This window comes from Micromonospora sp. NPDC005806 (genome assembly GCF_042871425.1).
Classification (GTDB): Bacteria; Actinomycetota; Actinomycetes; order Mycobacteriales; family Micromonosporaceae; genus Micromonospora.
Genome location: NZ_JBIAIL010000070.1, coordinates 1 through 18,413, shown reverse-complemented (window position 1 = coordinate 18,413; position 18,413 = coordinate 1). Strand labels below are relative to the sequence as shown.

Genomic DNA, 18,413 nt, shown 5'->3' with positions numbered 1-18,413 from the left:
GGCAAACGCCAGACCAGCAACACCAAGCACGCTCTTACGCAGCATCGTGTTCACGGGAAGCTCCATTCGGGGGTCGGCGCACACACCGAAGGGGGGTCGGCTCGTGCGCAAGCACCGTCAGGCGCTCAAAAACAGGGGAAAGTCTTGGGGTCCGGCGTGCGGGGCGGGGGCCTCTTCGCGGCGCCGGGACCATGTGTAACGACCGGCGGGCCACCATCATTCCGGGGCCCGCGCACCCCGCCAGGCAGGGTGGTCTTCCTCGGCCGTACACCGGGATTCAACGACCCCCACCCAGCCACCATTCCGCCATGAGGATGCCGCCGGTCACACCCCGAAACCGGACAACCGACCACCCACGGCACCTGTCGTGACGAACATGCCGGCACAAGATCCGGACAACTTCCCCGAAACTGTCGCCTCCGCGCCCGTGGAGGCCACACTTTCCGTGAAGTTGCGCCGACCGTGAACCGGACAGGCGGCGCATCCGGGCGGCGTCGGACCACGACGCGGGTGTGGCCCGCCGTGACCGGCGCAGGGGTCAAGCCTGACCGCCCGGCCGGTGCGACGTCGGGACCATGCACGAATGAGCCGGTCTGTCGGCGGGGCGACTAGACTCGCATCTCCCAACGGCGTGGTGACGGCCCGATACGGCAGCGACTAGCAGTGGCGGTGTGGATTGGCGGGCGTGCGGCAGCGGCGCGGCTACGGCGATCTCGCCCAGGCGGTCCTGGACGTCCTGGAGGAGGCCGCCGAGCCAATGACCCCTGCACAGGTTCGCGACGTTCTCGGCGGCGGGCTGGCCTACACCACGGTGATGACGGTGATGGTGCGGCTGTGCGACCAGGGTCTGCTGAGCCGTAAGCGAGCCGGGAGGGCGTACGAGTACGCCCTTGTCCGGGATCCGGCGCAGATCACCGCCCGACGGATGCACCGACTACTCGCTGTCGATGCGGACCGTGCCGGGGTGCTGGCCCGCTTCGTCGACGGCCTGACCGGCGAGGATGAGCGGGTGTTGCGGGACCTGCTGGGGCAGATCACCGCGACCCCTGAGCCACCCTCCGAGCAGTCGTGAGCCGGGTGGGGGTGCGATCGTGGACGCCGCGGTGATCGCCACGCTGCTCGCGTGTGTCGCGCTGGCCGTTGCCGGCCCGCCCCTGGCCGACCGGTTGCCTCCGGCAACCGCCGTGCGGCTGCTGGTCCCCGGGGCAGTGCTGGGCGCCGTGGCTACCGTCTTCGTGCTGGCGACGGTGACCTTCACCTGGCTGGGCCAGCTCGGCGAGGTGGCTGAGGTGGGTGCCTGGTCGCCGCAGGTGCTGCGCCTGTTGGACCCGATCCCGGTGCCCGCAGCCATCACCGCAGGGGCTCTGCTGGTGCTGGCCACCCTGTGGGCGGCGATCAGCGGCGTACGCATCGCCCGGGCGCTGGTGGCGGTTCGACGCGCTGACCGGGACTTGACCCCGCGTGCCTCCCACGACGTAACCCAGACCTACGGCGGATCACCGGTCGTTGTCGTCGACAGCGAAACCATCGAGGCCTTCACCACGCCCGGCCCGCGTGCGCGAATCGTGGTCACCACGGGCATTTTGAAGGCCTTGGATGCCGAGGGCCGGCAGGTGTTGCTGGCCCATGAGTGGTCCCACCATCGCCATCACCACCCTTGGTGGATTTTGACCGCCGACCTGGCTGCCGGGCTCAATCCGCTGCTCCGTCCGACCGCCGTCGCCGTCCGACAGGCCACGGAACGGTGGGCCGACGAGGACGCGGCGTTGAGGTGTGAGCGGCGGTATGTGGCGGCAACGATCGCCCGGGTCGCGCTGCTGAGCATGGAGTCGAGGAGACCTGCGGCGGCCGCGGCCGCCGGAGGGCTGGTACCGGCGCGGGTTCAAGCTCTGCTGCGTCCGCCGCCCCGGCTGCGGGTCCGCCACCTTGCCACAGCGCTCACGCTCGTGCTCGCCGTTGTCGTCGGCTCGCTCACCGTGTGGCACGACGGGGAATGTCTCTTTGAGCAGGCCGCACAGGCCTCGGATGCGGTCCAGGTCGCCTCGCCCGCCGCACGCTAGGCCTAGGGAACTACGACGTCTCAACGTAGGATTATTTTCGTGGCGTTCACTCTCGCGTTGGTTGCGCGCCCAGTCGCCGGGTGCCATCGCGGTTAGCGTCAGCCAGTCCACTCATCTCGCTCATGGAAGCAGTTGACATGCGACGCACCGCTATCGTCAGCGCCGCCACCGCCCTTGTGGTGGCCGGCGCAATAACCCTGTCCGCCGGCTCGTCGCCGGCGGCCGCGGGCGAGACGGCCGCCCGGCCGCTCGGCCAGTACCAGCATCTCGTCGTGATCTACGAGGAGAACCACAGCTTCGACAACCTGTACGGCCTGTGGGGCCAGGTCGGCAACCAGAAGGTCGACGGCCTGCCGAAGGCGTCCGCCGGCACGACCCAGGTGGACCAGTCCGGCAACCCGCTCGGCTGCCTGCTGCAGAACGACGCGAACCTCGTCACGACCACCACCCAGGTCAAGTGGCTTGACGGCACGAGTCATCCCGGTCTGCAGTCGCCGACGTGCTCGAGCACGACCTCCCGCGGCGCGACCTTCGACAGCCACTTCTCGTCAAGCTCGCCGTTCTCGATCAACGACTACATCACGCCTGAGGACAAGACGTGCGCACCGCCCACGGCATTCGCCGCGAACGGTGTCGAGAAGGGTGACCCGCAAGGGCTGCCCGGCGGCTGCACCCGGGATATGGTGCACCGCTTCTACCAGGAGCAATACCAGCTCGACTCGGGCAAGCAGGACCGCTACTCCATCGGCAGCGACTCCGCCGGGCTGACCCAGGGGTACTACGACACCACTCAGCTGCCGGTCTACCAGTATCTGCACACCCCCGGCGCGCCCAACTACGTGATCGCGGACAACTTCTTCCAGGCGGCGTTCGGCGGATCGTTCCTCAACCACCAGTTCCTCATCGCCGGGCAGGCGCCGCAGTGGGACACCGCGCAGAAGCCGGTGCCGGCGGGTAAGAACAGCGTCCTCGACGCGGCGGGCTTCCCGAACAAGACCTACCCGCTGTACCAGCCGGATCCGGCCGTGGCCTACAACGACGCGGTGCTCACTCAAGCCTGCGGCCAGGCCACCACGGTCGCCGGTTTCGCCTGCGGCAACTACGCGGTCAACACCATGCAGCCGTCGTGGCAGCCGAGCGCCGGCGGTGCGAACGTGCTGCCGGGGATCAACGACGTCGACCCGTCGAAGCCGTACTACGAGACCAACATCGGTGACGAGCTGTCCGCGAAGAACGTCTCGTGGAACTGGTACGCCGGCGGTTGGGACGCTGCGAACGGCGGTCACCCGGATCCGCTGTTCCAGTACCACCACCAGCCGTTCAACTACTTCCAGAACTACGCGCCGGGTATGCCCGGTCGCCAGCACCTCAAGGATGAGAAGGACTTCCTTGCCGCGGCGGGCGCGGGCACGCTGCCGGCGGTGTCCTTCGTCAAGCCGGCCGGCGAGGAGAACGAGCACCCGGGCTACGCCAGCACCGACAACGGTGAAAGTCACCTCGTCGACCTGCTCAAGGCCATCCTCGAGGGTCCGGGCGGCAAGGACACTCTGGTGGTCGTCACCTACGACGAGTTCGGTGGTTCGTGGGATCACGTCGCCCCGCCCGGCCAGGGCACCAACGCCGCCGATGGCCCGTCCGACCAGTACGGTCCCGGCACCCGCATCCCGGCCCTGATCATCGGCGGTGGCTTCGCGCGTTCCGGCGTCGACCACCAGGCGCACGACACCACGTCGATTCTCGCCACTATCGAGCGCAGCTACGGGCTTGCCCCGCTGAGCGGCCGTGACGCACAGGTCACCGACCTGCGGCACGCGCTGCTCGTCGGCGGTGACCGTCCGGGCAACTGACCGCACCGGATTGACGTCGAGGGCCGCTGACCCGATCGGGTCAGCGGCCCTCAGCGGCGGCCGTGACGGGCGCGCAGGTAGTCGGAGACGACGTACTCGCCCAGATCGTCGAGGTCGGGGGTGAACATCCGCCCCTTGGACCGCCGCGCCACCGCGTCCACGAACCGGCGCAGGCCCGGGTCGTCACCGAGCATGAACAGGTTGAGCGTGGCCCCGTACCGGGTGAGCTTGTCGACCTCCCGGACGGTCGCCTCGATGGTCTCCGGCAGCGGCGGCCAGTGGAAGTACGCTTCGCCGTCCTCCGGGTCCAGGTGCGCGGTGGGCTCGCCGTCGGTGACCACCAGCACCACCGGCTCGGCACCCGGGTGGCGGCGCAGGTGCCGCCCCGCCAGTCGCAGCGCGTGCTGGAGGTTGGTGCCCTGCTCCAGGTCCGGCTCGACCGCGGCCAGCTCCTGCTGGGTCAGCGGCATCGCCTGCCGGCCGAAGCCGACGATCTGCAGCGCGTCCTGCGGGAAGCGGGTGGCCATCAGGTGCGACAGGGCCAGCGCCGTCTGCTTCATCGGCCCCCAGCGCCCCTGCGAGATCATCGAGTACGACAGGTCGACGCAGAGGGCCACCGCCGCCGACGCCCGCCGCTCGGTCTCCACCACCTCGAAGTCCTCGACCGCGAGCTGCACCGGCACGCCGGGGCCGGCTCGGCGTACCGCGCGGGTGAGGGTGCGCACCACGTCGAGGGGCTGCTCGTCGCCGTACTCCCACTGCCGGGAGGCGCCGCTGACCTCGCCGGCCGCGCCCGCCGAACGCAGGTCGTGCTGGCCGCGCGGGCCGGCGGTCAGGTCGGCGAAGACCCGCCGCAGGGCGGTGCCGGCGAGCCGGCGCAGCGCCTTCGGGCTGAGCGTCAGCCCGTCCGCGTCCCGGGTCACCCAGCCCTGCCGGCGCAGTTCCCGCTCCAGCTCCCGCAGCCGGCGTACGTCGTCGGCGGCGTCGCGGCCCAGCGTCCGGGCCACCGCGTCGACGTCGACGTCGTCCAGGGTGGCGCCCGGCTGGTCCTGGTCGAGCTGATCCAGCAGCTCGTCCAGCTCGGCGAGCTCGCCGAGCGCCCCAGCTGCCTCGCCGTAGCCGAGCGGCTGGTCACCCCGGACCCGCTCGCCCCGCCGCCAGTTCAGGTCCGGCCGCAGCGCCCGCAGGTGGGCGTCGAGCTGGGACAGCTCGCCGGTCAACTGCTCGCCTAGGGACTGACGCATCAGCCCGGCCAGTTCCTCGCGCTGCCGGTCCGACAGCGACCGCATCAGCCGCTCCCCGGCCGCCGCCCGCCGGGCCAGCACGTCGATCAGCTCGTCGACGTCCGTCGGCCGCTCCGGGAAGAACTCGCCGTGCCGGCGCATGAACTCGGCGAACGCGTCGGTGGTGTCCTCGGCGCGGGAGTGCCGGGCGAGCAGGTCGTTGAGGTCGCGCATCATCTCGGCGAGCTGCCGCTGGGCAGCCGGGTCGGCGGCGGCCAGCGCCGCGTCCCGCAGCCCGGCGAAGCGCTGCTCCAGCACCTCGCCGCGCAGCCCGTCGAGGATCCGCTGGTAGGTGGCCCGGGCCTCGTCGCTGGCCCAGTCGTATCCGGACAGCTCCTCCACGGCGCGGGCGGTCGAGCGGGGCAGGCTGTCCAGCACTGCCTCGGCGAAGCGGGCGCCGTCGCCGTCCCGGCCGCGCAGCTCCTCCCGCTCGGCAGCCAGAGCCTGGTCGAGCAGCGCCCGGGCCCGGGTCACCGCCCCGTCCAGGTCGCCGCGACGCAGCGCCTCCCGGCGCAGCCGGCGGGCCCGGGCGGCCAGGTCGTCGAGGCCGCCGCGCCCCTGCGGGCCGCGTCGGAGCAGGTCGCGCAGCGCCTCCCGCAGGCTGCCGCCCGCGAGGACCTCCGCGCCGACCGCATCCACCGCGGCCCGCACGTCGTACGGCGGGGCGAGCGGGTCGGGCCCGCCGCGCCACTGCCCGTACCGGAACCGGTTGCCGGCCACGGTCAGCCCCGACCGCCGTAGACGGTGCGTCCGGACTCGGTGACGTCCTTGCCCAGCCTGCGGGTCAGGTGCAGCCCTTCGAGGACGAACTCGATCCCGGCGGCGGCCTCCTCCGGGGTGGGGGCGTCGCCCAGCCCGAGCCGGTCGAGCGCCTTGGCCAGCCCCGGCACGGTGCCGACCTGGCGCAGCAGCTCCGTGGCCGAGACCAGCTCGCCGGTCTCGATCACGCCGCCCTCAGCGACCAGCGCGGTGAACCCGGACAGGTCCAGCCCGGCCAGCCGGTCCCGGAACGTCTCGGCGGTGGCGGTACGAAGCAGGTGGGCCAGGATCTCGATCTCCCGTCCCTCCTCACCGCTCTCGAACTCGACCTTGCCGCGCAGGGTGGAGGTCACCGAGACGGCGTCGCCGACCCGGGCGACGGGCTCTTCCGCGCGGACCTCGGAGGAGGCGAGCAGGCCGGCGCGGCGCAGCGCGGCCGCGGCGACGGTCTCCGCGGCGGCGATGGCGAACCGGGCGGAGACGCCGGAGCGCGGGTCCACCGACGGTGACTCCCGCACGGCGCGGGCGAACCGGGCGAGCACCTCCAGCACGTGCTCGGGGACAGTGGCGACCAGGTCGGCCTCCTGCCGGATCAGCGCCAGCTCCAGGTCGAGGTCGACCGGGTAGTGGGTCCGGATCTCCGCGCCGAAGCGGTCCTTCAGCGGGGTGATGATCCGGCCCCGGTTGGTGTAGTCCTCCGGGTTGGCGCTGACCACCAGGAGCAGGTCCAGCGGCAGCCGGAGCTGGTAGCCACGGACCTGGATGTCCCGCTCCTCCAGCACGTTGAGCAGCGCCACCTGGATGCGTTCGGCCAGGTCGGGCAGCTCGTTGACGGCGAAGATGCCCCGGTTGGTGCGCGGCACCAGTCCGAAGTGGATGGTCTCCGGGTCGCCGAGGGTACGCCCCTGGGCCAGCCGGATCGGGTCGACGTCGCCGATCAGGTCACCGACGCTGGTGTCCGGGGTGGCCAGCTTCTCGCCGTAGCGCATCGAGCGGTGCAGCCAGCCGATCGGCAGCTCGTCGTCGCGCTCGGCGACCAGGGCGCGGGCGGCGGGGGTGAGCGGGTGCATCGGGTGCTCGTTGAGCACCGACCCGGGGATCACCGGGGTCCACTCGTCGAGCAGTGCGCCCAGCGAGCGGATCAGCCGGGTCTTGCCCTGGCCGCGCTCGCCGAGCAGCACCATGTCGTGGCCGGCGAGCAGGGCCCGCTCGACCTCGGGCAGCACCGTGTCCTCGTAGCCGACGATGCCGGGGAACCGCTCCGCGCCGGAACGCATCCGGGCGAGGAGGTTGTCGCGGATCTCCTGCTTCACCGTGCGGTAGCGATGGCCGGACGCCCGCAGTGCGCCGAGCGTGCCGGGCAGGTCGGCGGGCGGGACCGGGGAAACCTGGTTGGGAGCGGTCACCCGCCCAACGCTATCTCGGTCGGGTGACCTTTCGCCCGCTTCCGGTTTGCCCGGAGTGTCACCATCGGGGCATCGGGCCCGGCCAGGGCCGCCGGCAGTGGGCGCAGGTCCCGCGCCGGCGCAGGTGGTACGCCAGGGTGGCCGCGCCGAGCGCCGGCCCCCACAGCGGCCAGAGCAGCATCGGGGCGGTGGCCGAGCTGAATCCGCCCATCGCGTGCCAGAACTCGGGGTTGGCCAGTTCGCCCAGGGTGCCGGCGGTTACCGCGATCGCCACCAGGCTGGCCGGGACGACGGCGAGCAGCGGCGGCACCCGCCGGCCGGCCAGGCCGGGCAGCCAGCGCGGGAAGACCTCACCCCAGCGCTGCACCAGCCCGAGGGTGAGCACCGCCCCGACCGTGGCGAACGCGCCGAGCCCGGCACCGGCCCAGACCAGTCCGGTCTCGTGCATCTCGGCGAGGAACTCCCGGGAGATGCCGAGCGGGACGCCCACCGCCCAGGCGAACCGGGTGGTGGCGTAGACGAGGGGGACGCCGGCGGCCGTCCACGCCGCCCAGCGGCCCCATCGGGCGGCGGCCGCCGGCGTGGTCCAGCCGGCCTCGTCGCCGTCCCGACCACACGCGGCGCACGCCCCGACCGTACGGCGCTGCCAGGCCAGCACGGCGGCGGCGAGCAGCACCCCGGCGGCGAGGCCGGCGAACTTCGCCGCGAGGGTCCAGTCGAAGATCTCCGCGTAGTCGACGGGCGGCCAGCCGAACGGTGCGCCGCCGATCAGCATCGGCAGGTAGCCGAGGATCGCCAGCACCCGCACGTCCGGCACCACCACGGCCAGCGCGACGGCCGCCGTCCAGCCGTACCCGAGCAGCAGCGTCCGTTGCGGCCGGGACGGGTGGGCGTTGCCGACCATCGCGAGCACGGCGACCGCCGCGCCGAGCAGCACGGCGGCGAAGACCGGCGGCCCGTACCGGACCGGCAGCAGCCGCAGCAGGCTGGCCTCGCCGTGCGCGTCGTTGGCGCCGAGCGGGTAGCCACGGCCGGTGAGCGTGCCGACCAGGGCGACCACGCCCCACAGCCCGAGCCAGCCGGCGGCGAGGGGCGCGACCCGGCCCGGCCCGCGTATCGATGTCGTCGTCATGACTCCACTCTCGGCCGGGCGGGCCCCGGATCCTTCCCGTGCCGTGGTGAACCCATTCCCCCGGCCGGGGGACGGTCAGCCGGTCGGCACCACGAATCCCGACTCGTACGCGGCGATCACCGCCTGGGTCCGGTCCCGCACGCCCAGCTTGGCCAGCACGTTGCCGACGTGCGTCTTCACCGTCTCCACGCCGACCACCAGCCGCTCGGCGATCTCGGTGTTGGACAGCCCGGTGGCCATCAGGCGCAGCACCTCGGCCTCCCGCTCGGTCAGCCGCGCCGCCCGCAGCCCGTCCCCGCCGAGCCCCCCGTACGCCCCGACGAGCTGCCGGATCGCCGCCGGGAAGAGCAGCGACTCCCCGGCCGCCACCACCCGGATCGCCTCCACCACCTCGGCCGGGCGGGCCCGCTTGAGCAGGAAGCCGCTGGCCCCGGCGCGCAGCGCGTCGTATACGTACTCGTCGTTGGCGAAGGTGGTGATCACCAGGACCCGCGGCGGGTCGGCGGAGGTGGCGAGCAGCCGTCGGGTGGCCTGGATGCCGTCGATGGCCGGCATCCGGACGTCCATCAGCACCACCCGCGGGCGCAGCTTCGCCACCAGCGGCGGCACTGCCGCGCCGTCCGCGGCCTCGCCGACGACCCGCAGGTCGGGCTGGGCGTCGATGATCGCCCGCAACCCGACCCGGATCAGCTCGTCGTCGTCGACGATCAGCACGTCAACGGTCATCCGCTCTCCCCTCTCGGCACCGGAAGCGACGCCCGTACCCGCCACCGGTCGCCGTCCGGGCCGGCGGTGAGCCGCCCGCCGAGCAGCAGCACCCGCTCCCGCATCCCGTCCAGGCCGCGTCCGCCGCCACCCGGTCCGGTCGCCCCGCGCAGCCCGTTGACCAGCTCGATCTCCAGACCCTCCCCGGGTACGTCGACCCGCAGCGTCACCGGGCCGCGCCCGTGCCGGGCCGCGTTGGTCAACCCCTCCTGCACGATCCGGTACCCCTCGCGGGAGACCGCCGCGGGCAGCTCCCCGACCGCCCCGCTGATCCGCGAGTCCACGTCGAGACCGGCGGCGCGGGTGTCGGCGACCAGCCGGTCCAGCCGGGCCAGGGTGGGCTGCGGCGCGGTCGGGGGGCGCGGCTGGCCGGAGTCGGTCTCCCGGAGCAGCCCGAGCACGTGGTCCAGGTCGTCCATCGCGTGCCGGCTGGTGTCCTCGATGGCGCGCAACGCCCGGCGGGTGAACTCCGGGTCGACGTCGAGCAGCTCGCGGGCGGCCCCGGCCTGGAGGGTGGCCACGGTCAGCGCGTGCCCGACGGAGTCGTGCAACTCCCGGGCCAGCCGGTTCCGCTCGGCCAGCCGGGCGGCCCGGGCCTCCAGGGCGGCGATCCGCTCGCCCTGCGATGGGCCGAGCAGCACCGGGGCCATGGACGCGGCGAGCGCGCCCAGCCCGGCCACCGCGTACCCGAGTCCGACCAGGATCGCCAGCCCGGCCAACGCCGCCCCGACCGGGTTGTCGAGGGTCAGCGGGCCGAACGCGTCGTCCCGGGTCGCCCCGGTGTCGAGGCCGAGCTGACCGGCGATGAAGACCAGCGCCATCGGGAACGCGCTGATCGCCGCGAACAGCACCAGCCCACCGGTGACCAGGTGCAGGGCGATCCAGAGCGCGGCGCGCAGCCGGGTCTCCCGGTCGATCCGGTGGCCCGGGGCCGGTTCCGGCAGGTCGACCGCGAGCAGCGCCCGGGCGGCGGCGATCTCCAACGTCCGGCTGCCGGCGAGGAACACCGGCATCGCCGCGATCACGGCGCCCACCAGCAGCAGCCCGGTCCCCAGTGGCAGGGGGACGTCGTCGTTGCCGAGCAGTTGGGCGAAGGCCGCCGCGAGCAGCGCGTACGGCAGCACGAGCACCCCGCCGAGCAGCAGGAACACCCCGCGCCGCCAGGTGCTCCCCCGCACCAGCGGCCCCAGCACCCCGCCCACCGTCACCCGGCCATTCTCCCGCGTGGGCGGGGACCGCTGACTCCCCCGCAACGGGGAGATCCCCACCCGGGGCGGTCACCATCCGTTCACGAGTACACCTGTGGTCGCTTCAACGGCGACGGAGGGCGCCCACCGAAGGGTTTCCGGGCAGCCCGGCCCGCGGAGGGATCAAGCCTGACCGCCCGGAGCGGGCCGGGCTGCCCGGAAACCCCACCACCGAAACGAGTCAGCGATGATCAGAAACGTATCGAGACGGATCCTTGTCCAGGAACGGCAGGTTGCGGCCGTTCTTGTGCTCGCCGTAGAACTTCAGCCAGCGCGCCCCCAGCTCCGCGCGCAGCTCGACGCTGGCGTGCTTGCGGAAGTCGGGCAGCGCCTCGTCCTCCTCCTCGGCCAGATGCTCGCTGTTCTCCCGGCGGGCCCGCCACACCGCCGCCCACCACGCGTCTGAGGCGACCTCGTGCTCCTTCGACTCGGCGATGGCGTCCCGGATCTTGTTGTGGTCGCCGATGGCGTCCTCGGTCTCCTCCGCGCCGTCGTCGCCGTGCTTGACCAGGTGCGGGTAGAGGATGGCCTCCTCCGCCTCGGCGTGGATGTCCAGGTGCAGGGCGAGTGCGTCCCAGACGGCCAGCATCTCCTGCGGGTCGCGGGCGTCGTCGAGTCGGGCGAAGCCCCGCCGGAAGGCGGCGTGGTCGTCGAGGATCAGGGCGGTGATGTCGTCCATGATGGTCACCTTCCGGTGCGGGCACGGATCAGCTTGGGTACGGCGGCCAGCCCGGTGACCGGGCGGAACGCGTGGGCGGCGGTGACCAGGGCGGCGTACTCGCCGTCGGTCAGGTCGATCTCGGCGGCGGCCACGTTGCGCTCCACCTGCTCGACGCCGGACGCGCCGGGGATGGCCACCACGTTCGGGTGGCGCAGCACGTACGCCAGGGCGATCTGGCTCGGGGTGGCGTCGTGCGCGTCGGCCACCTCGCGCAGGGTGGCGATCAGTTCGGTGCCGCGTTCCAGGTTCTCCGGCAGGAAGTACGGATTGGCCCGGCGGATCACCCCGCCCGGCGGGTTCTTCGCGTCGTACCGGCCGGAGAGGAAGCCCTGCGCGAGCGGGCTGTACGCGATGACGATCCGACCGGCCTGTTCCGCGTACGGGATCAGCTCCTGCTCGGGGCGGCGGTCGACCATGCTGTAGCGGACCTGGTTGCTCAGCACCCGGCGGCCGAGCGCGGCCTCGGCGAAGACCCAGCGGCGCAGCGGGTAGTTGCTGACCCCGACCTCGCCGACCAGCCCGACGTCCTGGAGGGCGCGCATGCCGCGCATGGTGGTGGTGTCGGCGACCACCGGGTTGGGCTGGTGCACCTGGTAGAGGTCGATGCTGGTGACACCGAGCCGGCCGGCGGAGGCGACCGCCCGTTGCTGCACGACGGCGGCGACCGGCAGCACCGGGAAGATCTTGCTGGCCACCACGACCTTGGCCCGGTCGTCGCCGAGCGCCGCGCCGAGGATGCGCTCGCTGCGGCCGAACCCGTAGATCTCGGCGGTGTCGAAGAGGGTGACGCCAAGGTCGAGCGCCCGTCGCACGATGTCCGCCGCCCGGCGCTCGTAGTCGGGGCCGTAGCCCCACTCCTTCGAGCCGAACTGCCACGTGCCGAGACCGATCTTGGAGATGGGTTTGGGGGTGTCGAGCTGGACGAAGCGCATGGCCTCGAAGCTACCCAAACCGGCCGGCCGGCACGCCCGTTCCGCAGGGTCGGCACCGTCTCCCCGTCCACCGGCCGGGAGCTGCCCCGCCTCCGCTACGACCGCTGAACCGACCGGACTAGGGTCGGGGCCGTGACCTACCTCGCCAGCGATGACCGTTACGACTCGATGACCTACCGGCGCAGTGGGCGGAGCGGACTGCGCCTGCCCGCCATCTCGCTCGGGCTGTGGCACAACTTCGGTCCGGACCGGCCGTACGAGCGGCAGCGGGACATCGTCCGGCGCGCCTTCGACCTCGGGATCACCCACTTCGACCTGGCCAACAACTACGGCCCGCCGCCCGGCTCGGCGGAGGAGAACTTCGGCCGGATGCTCGCCACCGACCTGAAGCCGTACCGGGACGAGCTGGTGATCTCCAGCAAGGCGGGCTACCTGATGTGGCCCGGCCCGTACGGCGAGTGGGGCTCGCGCAAGTACCTGATCTCCTCGCTGGACCAGTCGCTGCGCCGGATGGGGCTGGACTACGTCGACGTCTTCTACTCGCACCGGTTCGACCCGGACACCCCGCTGGAGGAGACGATGGGCGCGCTGGACGCCGTCGTCCGCTCCGGGAAGGCGCTCTACGTCGGCATCTCCAACTACAACTCGGAGCAGACCGCCCGGGCCGCGGCGATCCTGCGGGACCTGGGCACGCCGCTGCTGATCAACCAGCCGTCGTACTCCATGCTCAACCGTTGGACGGAGCAGGACGGGCTGCTGGACACGTTGGAGAAGGTCGGGGCCGGCTGCATCGCGTACAGCCCGCTCGCGCAGGGCCTGCTCACCGACCGCTACCTGGGCGGCATCCCCGAGGAGTCGCGGGTGCGCACCAGCATCTTCCTCACCGAGAGCGACCTCACCGACGAGCGGATGGCGACGATCCGCGGGCTGGGCGAGGTCGCCGCGCGGCGCGGGCAGACGCTGGCCCAGCTCGCGCTGGTCTGGGCGCTGCGCGACCCGCGGATGACCAGCCTGATCATCGGGGCGAGCAGCGTGGCGCAGCTGGAGGGCAACGTCGCCGCCCTGGACAATCTCGAACTCTCCGGCGAGGAGCTGGCCGAGATCAACCGCCACCTGGGCTGATCCGTCGTTGTCGGACCGCGCCGCTAGGTTCCGTCGTGAGACGGCCGCGCGGTGCGGTCCGACCCGAAAGGCGGGCCCGATGGGCGCCTCCGGCTGGAGCTACTCCGTCCCCTGGCGGCCCGACCCCGCCGCCGCGCTGCGCGAACTGCACGAGCGGGTCTTCGCCGACGGCGACTACTGGTGGGCCGAGGGCGGCTACTGGGTCAACAACGACGACGTCCCGGCGGAGAAGCGGGCGGGCGTCCCGCCGCCGGCCACGCTGGCCGAGCTGATCGCCGCGGAGGCCGTCGCCTACGACGGCACGCACTCCATCCTGGACGTCGCGCGGATGCTGCGTCCCGGCGAGGAGCCCCAGCCCTGCACGGTCGAGCTGGTCACCGCCGAGGAGGCCCACCGGGTGGCCGGCACCGGCCGACTCACCCGGGAGCACCTGGACGTCCTGGACGGGCTCCTCCGGGGCCGGTGGATGGGCCGGTGCGTGGTGCTGCACGACGCCGAGGGCAACCCGGCCGAGCTGCACTTCTTCGGCTACTCCGGCGACTGACCGGGCGTCACCAGATCCGGCGGCGGCCGGCGCGGTGGTTGCGGACCCGCGGGGACGGCCGACGGGGACGGGGGCACGGGGCAACGCCCGAGAGGCGCTGGCCCTACAGTGACGGCACCTCGTGCGATGAAGGAGCGTGCCGTGTCCGAGCCGCCATCGGCGCCAGACTCGTCCCCGACCGCCCCCGCGGCCGGGCCTCCGGCTGGTGACGTCCCCGCCGACGTCCCGCCGTACCTGCTTGTCATGCCCACCATGGACGGCGCGCCACCCGGCATGGTGTGGCCCGGCCAGGAGGGCCAGCCCGCCTGGGCGATCCCGGTCACCGTGCCGCCCGGCACGCGCGGCTACGCCCTCTTCGTTCCGCTGGTGCCGGCGGGCGAGGGCCAGCCGCCCGCGATCCCCGCTCAGCCGGCCGCCCCGCGGATCATGGTGCCGGCGCCGGGCGTACCCGCCCAGGCGGCCCCGCCGGCCGTCGAGGGCACCGGCGCTCCGGGGCCGGCCGGCGCGGCCTCAGGCCAGGCCGGCACGGCGTCGGCCGCGACCGGCGGCGATGGTTCCGCCGCCGGCCCGGCGACCGCCCAGGGCGGCACGCCGGTGGCGAGCCCGGCCGAGCAGCCCGCCCGCGTAGCCACGGAGCAGCAGGAGCCCGAGTCCGCCGCGGCCGTCGCCGGCGTGGCCGAGACCAGCCCGGGCACGGACGCGAAGACCGCCGAGGAGACGACGACCTCGCCGGGAGCGACAGCCACGCAGCCCTCATCCGGGACCATCCCGCCCGCCGCCGGACCCGGCCAGCCCCCACCTTGGCCGGCGGGCCACCCGGCGGCACCGCCGTACGCCGGGGCGCGCCCCGGGCCGCAGCCCTGGGGGCACTACCCGCCCCAGCCCGGGGTCGGCTGGACGCCCCGGCCGGCGGTGCCCCGAACGTCGTTCCTCGGCGCGCGCTGGCCCGGGCCGAAACAGGCCAATGGGCGAGCCGTCCCGCTCGCGGTCCTGGCCGGCGCGCTGGGCACCGCGTTCTTCGTGCCGCTGAGCAGGGTCGGCATCGGCTGGTTCCTCGGCTGGCTCACCCTGACCCTCGGCGTGCTGGTGTCGGTGCGCCGGCGGAGCGCCGACCTGCCCCGCACCGAGCGGCTGATCCGCGGCGGCTGGGCGGCGGCGGCCCTGGCGCTGCTCGCCGTCCTCGCCTTCCGCAACGCCTGGTGGCTGGTGACGTTCTGCGTGCTCGGCGCGCTGGGCTGCGCGACCCTGGCCATCGTCGGCGGCCGGCTCGTCCGGTCGATCCTGTTCGGGCTGGTCGCGACGCCGTTCGCGGCGTTCCGCGGCCTGCCCTGGGTACGCCGGCACATCACCGCGTCCCCTGACGCCGGCATGGTCCGCCGGGTCACCGGCTCGGTGGTCGCCACGGTGCTGGTGCTGCTGGTCTTCGGCGCCCTACTCGCCTCGGCCGACGCGGCGTTCAACGAGGTCCTCAGCGCGATCGTCCCCGAGATCAACGTCAGTACGGTGTTCCGCTGGATCTTCCTGGCGGCCGTCGGCGGCCTGATCGCGGTCGCGGCGGTCTACACCCTGGCCGCCCCGCCCGACCTGTCGACGGTGGACAAGCCGACCAGCCGCCGCCTCGGCCTGCTGGAGTGGGCCCCGGCCATCGGGGCGCTGACGCTGCTCTTCGCCGGCTTCGTCATCGTGCAGTTCACCGTGCTCTTCGGCGGCCAGCGCCACGTCCAGAAGGTCGCCGGGCTGAGCTACTCCGAATACGCCCGCAGCGGCTTCTGGCAGCTGCTCTTCGTCACCCTGCTGACCCTGGCCGTCCTCGCCGGGGTGAGCCGCTGGGCCAGCCGGGAGCAGCCGGTCGAACGCACCCTGCTACGCGTCCTGCTGGGCCTGCTCAGCGCGCTCAGTGTGGTGATCGTGGTGTCGGCGCTGTCCCGGATGTGGACCTACCAGAAGGTCTACAGCTTCACCGGTGAGCGGATCTTCGTAATGGCGTTCGAGCTGCTGCTCGGGGCCGTCTTCCTGATGATCCTGGCGGCGGGTGTCCGGTGGCGCGGCCGGTGGATCCCCGGCACGACCGTGGCCCTGGCCGTGGTGATGCTGCTCAGCCTGGCGGTGCTCAACCCCGAGGACTACGCCGCGCACCGCAACATCGCCCGGTACCAGCAGACCGGCAAGATCGACGCGTGGTACCTGCGGGCCCTCTCCGCCGACGCCACGCCCGCCCTGACCCAGCTCCCCGATCCGGTACGCCGCTGCACGCTGAGCTGGATCGCCGACGACCTCAAGGAGTCCGACCCCTGGTACGCCTGGAACCTGGGCCGGTATCGGGCAAGGCAGGCCCTCGACCGGGTCGGGCCGGACGGGGTCGGCGGCCCGAAGGACTGCCGCCGGGCGGACCAGTTCGACCTGCCCAAGACGCGCGGTACGAGGTGACGCCGGGCCGGGCTGCGTGGTGTCACCGCGCGGCCCGGCCCCGCCCACCCCTGGGCGTCCACCAACGTTCACGGCCCCCTCACGCCAGCGCCACGACGGGCACCGACCCCGCGCCTAGCTTCGGCGACGCGAACGTCATCCGAGCAAGCGGGAGGTTTCCCATGTCCGTCCGTCGTCTCCTGGCGGCGCTGGCCGCCGGGGCGGTGCTGGCCACCCCGACGGCCGCGCACGCGGCCGCCGGCACCGGCCCCGGCGTGCTGCCGCAGAAGACCCACTTCGACCTTCAGGCGCACCGGGGCGGGATCGGTCTCACCACTGAGGAGACCCTGGCCGGCTTCGCCAAGGCCCTGCGGCTGGGCGTCAGCACGCTGGAGCTGGACACCCAGGTCACCCGGGACGAGAAGGTGGTCGTCACCCACGACCGGCAGGTCAGCGCGCAGAAGTGCCGGGACACGGCGCCGGTGACCCCCGGCGACCCGAGGTACCCGTACGTGGGCAAGTACATCAAGGACCTGACCCTGGCCCAGATCAGGACCATGGACTGCGGGTTCCAGCAGCTGCCCGGCTTCCCCGAGCAGGAGCAGATCGCGGGCGTCCGGATGGCTGAGCTCCGGGACGTCCTGGACCTGGTGAAGAGCTGGCACGCGAACCAGGTCACGCTGAACATCGAGACCAAGGTCGAGGCCGGGGCACCGGAGCAGACCGCGCCGCGCGCGCTGTTCGTCCGCCGGGTGTTCGAGGAGATCCGCGCCTCCGGTATCGAGGACCAGGTCACCATCCAGTCCTTCGACTGGGGTGCGCTGCGGGTGATGCACCGGCTCGCGCCCGGGTGGCCGCTGGTGGCGCTGACCAACTACGACTTCCTCCAGGTCGGCAAGCCCGGCGCCTCCCCGTGGCTCGGCGGCCTCGACGCCGACGACTTCGGCGGTGACTTCGTCAAGGCCGCCGCCGCCATCCCGGGCGTGACCACCCTCTCCCCCAACTACGGCTTCCCGCAGAACGGCACCGTCGCCGACCCGGGTTTCCGCTTCTACCCGGACGCCGCGATGGTGGCCGAGGCGCACGCCCGTGGTCTGAAGGTCGTCCCGTGGACCTGCGACGACCCGGCCACCGTGGAGGCGCTGATCGACATGGGCGTCGACGGGATCATCACCAACTACCCGAACCGGGTACGGCAGATCATGGCCGAGCGGGACATGCGCCTGCCGAAGGCGTACGAGCCGCGCTGACCCCTGGATCGCGGGCGTCCGTCACCTCCGACGGACGCCCGCGGCGCGTTCGCCGACGTCGCCTCGACGCCGGCGAAGGGCATTCTCGATCTTCCGCCGGACGCCTGACATGATCACTTGGCAATCGTGACAAGCAACAAGGGCGCCGGAGGTAAGAGCCGATGGAATACCTGCCGCGGTGGCTGACGGCCGAGTCGTGGGCGGAGACGGGCGCGCTGCAGCTGGACCCGAACGCGTCGGGGCCGGCGGCCGACCTGCCCGAGCCGGTGCGCGAGGCCCTCGAGGTCGCTCGCCGATACGGTCTGCCTAGCGAGGTGGCGGGGATGTTCTACCCCGGCACGCACGGGGCGCCCTTCACCCAGGTGGCCGCGGGGACGACCGGGTCCTTTTGGCGGCTGGGCCAGCACGAGTCGCAGATCGGCGACGAGTACGTGTTCGAGTACGTCCTCGACCGGACGGGCCAGGTCGTGCTCCTGGACCCGTCACTGCAGGCACCCCGGTTCGTCAACTCCTCCCTCATCGCCTTCCTCGATGCGCTCGCCGCCTGGGACTACCGGACCCAGCACCTCGACGACTTCGACGAACTGGAGCCGGACGACGACGAAGAGGACGACGACCCGGCGGAGGAGGCGCGGGTGGCGTTCGGCATGGCGATCGCGGAGCAGTTGCGCCAACGAGACCCGGACGCGTTCTCCGACGACACCTGGTGGTCGAGGGTGTACGAGGAAGTCGAATTCGACGTCATCTGACCTCGCCTCGACGAGGCGAAAAGCCGTGTCAGTGGTCGTGTCAGGGGCGCGTCAGGCCGGTGACAGGGCGGATCCCGATAGTTGGCCGCATGACAACTTCAGCGATTGCGGTCTCAGGACTGCGGAAGGCCTATAAGGACAAGGTGGTGCTCGACGGTATCGATTTTGATGTTCGTGCGGGCACGGTGTT

At 72.7% G+C, this 18,413-nt stretch carries 15 protein-coding genes and 1 pseudogene; 9 read left to right on the top strand and 7 right to left on the bottom strand.

All coding sequences use genetic code 11. The features are described 5' to 3' along the window. The first annotated feature begins 685 nt into the window (after window positions 1-685). From ACFYOS_RS35190 to ACFYOS_RS35180, 3 genes are all read left to right on the top strand, one after another. Entirely contained in the window at window positions 686-1,072 is a 387-nt protein-coding gene (locus tag ACFYOS_RS35190; protein ID WP_387151279.1) for a BlaI/MecI/CopY family transcriptional regulator, read from the top strand. Between the two features lie 19 nt (window positions 1,073-1,091). Next, window positions 1,092-2,060 carry a M56 family metallopeptidase gene (locus ACFYOS_RS35185; protein ID WP_387151276.1) on the top strand — a complete coding sequence of 323 codons (969 nt, stop codon included), beginning with the start codon at window positions 1,092-1,094 and terminating at the stop codon, window positions 2,058-2,060. 137 nt (window positions 2,061-2,197) lie between these two features. Then, entirely contained in the window at window positions 2,198-3,907 is a 1,710-nt protein-coding gene (locus ACFYOS_RS35180) for an alkaline phosphatase family protein (protein WP_387151273.1), read from the top strand. Between the two features lie 50 nt (window positions 3,908-3,957). Here ACFYOS_RS35180 and ACFYOS_RS35175 read toward each other — a convergent pair whose 3' ends face one another. The 7 genes from ACFYOS_RS35175 to ACFYOS_RS35145 all read right to left on the bottom strand — a co-directional run bounded on the left by ACFYOS_RS35175 (window position 3,958) and on the right by ACFYOS_RS35145 (window position 12,152). Next, window positions 3,958-5,910 (bottom strand): VWA domain-containing protein, encoded by a 1,953-nt coding sequence (locus ACFYOS_RS35175; protein ID WP_387151270.1) that lies wholly within the window; start codon window positions 5,908-5,910, stop codon window positions 3,958-3,960. A gap of 2 nt (window positions 5,911-5,912) precedes the next feature. Next, on the bottom strand, window positions 5,913-7,355 hold the full coding sequence (locus ACFYOS_RS35170; RefSeq protein ID WP_387151268.1) for a magnesium chelatase: 1,443 nt from the start codon (window positions 7,353-7,355) through the stop codon (window positions 5,913-5,915). A gap of 58 nt (window positions 7,356-7,413) precedes the next feature. Further along, a complete protein-coding gene (locus tag ACFYOS_RS35165; RefSeq protein ID WP_387151265.1) occupies window positions 7,414-8,487 on the bottom strand; it encodes a hypothetical protein in 1,074 nt (357 codons plus the stop codon). A 75-nt stretch (window positions 8,488-8,562) separates the two neighbouring features. Further along, entirely contained in the window at window positions 8,563-9,213 is a 651-nt protein-coding gene (locus ACFYOS_RS35160) for a response regulator (protein ID WP_387151262.1), read from the bottom strand. Further along, window positions 9,210-10,460: a sensor histidine kinase gene (locus ACFYOS_RS35155; RefSeq protein WP_387151259.1), complete on the bottom strand. Its 1,251-nt coding sequence runs from the start codon at window positions 10,458-10,460 to the stop codon at window positions 9,210-9,212. Before ACFYOS_RS35155 ends, ACFYOS_RS35160 begins: the two co-directional genes overlap by 4 nt. Window positions 10,461-10,680: 220 nt before the next feature. After that, the gene (locus ACFYOS_RS35150) at window positions 10,681-11,178 is read right to left on the bottom strand and encodes a hemerythrin domain-containing protein (RefSeq protein ID WP_387151257.1); all 498 of its coding nucleotides are present in this window, start codon (window positions 11,176-11,178) and stop codon (window positions 10,681-10,683) included. A 5-nt stretch (window positions 11,179-11,183) separates the two neighbouring features. After that, window positions 11,184-12,152, bottom strand: coding sequence for an aldo/keto reductase (locus tag ACFYOS_RS35145; protein WP_387151254.1), 969 nt, complete (start codon window positions 12,150-12,152; stop codon window positions 11,184-11,186). Between the two features lie 132 nt (window positions 12,153-12,284). Here ACFYOS_RS35145 and mgrA point away from each other — a divergent pair, with 132 nt between their 5' ends. From mgrA to ACFYOS_RS35115, 6 genes and pseudogenes are all read left to right on the top strand, one after another. Beyond that, window positions 12,285-13,274: an L-glyceraldehyde 3-phosphate reductase gene (mgrA, locus tag ACFYOS_RS35140; RefSeq protein ID WP_387151251.1), complete on the top strand. Its 990-nt coding sequence runs from the start codon at window positions 12,285-12,287 to the stop codon at window positions 13,272-13,274. Window positions 13,275-13,353: 79 nt separating this feature from the next. Continuing rightward, on the top strand, window positions 13,354-13,818 hold the full coding sequence (locus ACFYOS_RS35135) for a hypothetical protein (protein ID WP_387151248.1): 465 nt from the start codon (window positions 13,354-13,356) through the stop codon (window positions 13,816-13,818). 141 nt (window positions 13,819-13,959) lie between these two features. Next, window positions 13,960-16,245, top strand: coding sequence for a DUF4153 domain-containing protein (locus ACFYOS_RS35130; RefSeq protein WP_387151245.1), 2,286 nt, complete (start codon window positions 13,960-13,962; stop codon window positions 16,243-16,245). A 161-nt stretch (window positions 16,246-16,406) separates the two neighbouring features. Then, on the top strand, window positions 16,407-17,474 hold the full coding sequence (locus ACFYOS_RS35125) for a glycerophosphodiester phosphodiesterase family protein (protein ID WP_387151242.1): 1,068 nt from the start codon (window positions 16,407-16,409) through the stop codon (window positions 17,472-17,474). Window positions 17,475-17,635: 161 nt separating this feature from the next. After that, window positions 17,636-18,223 carry an SUKH-4 family immunity protein gene (locus ACFYOS_RS35120; protein ID WP_387151239.1) on the top strand — a complete coding sequence of 196 codons (588 nt, stop codon included), beginning with the start codon at window positions 17,636-17,638 and terminating at the stop codon, window positions 18,221-18,223. Between the two features lie 89 nt (window positions 18,224-18,312). Beyond that, window positions 18,313-18,413: pseudogene (locus tag ACFYOS_RS35115) on the top strand (ABC transporter); the annotation flags it as partial.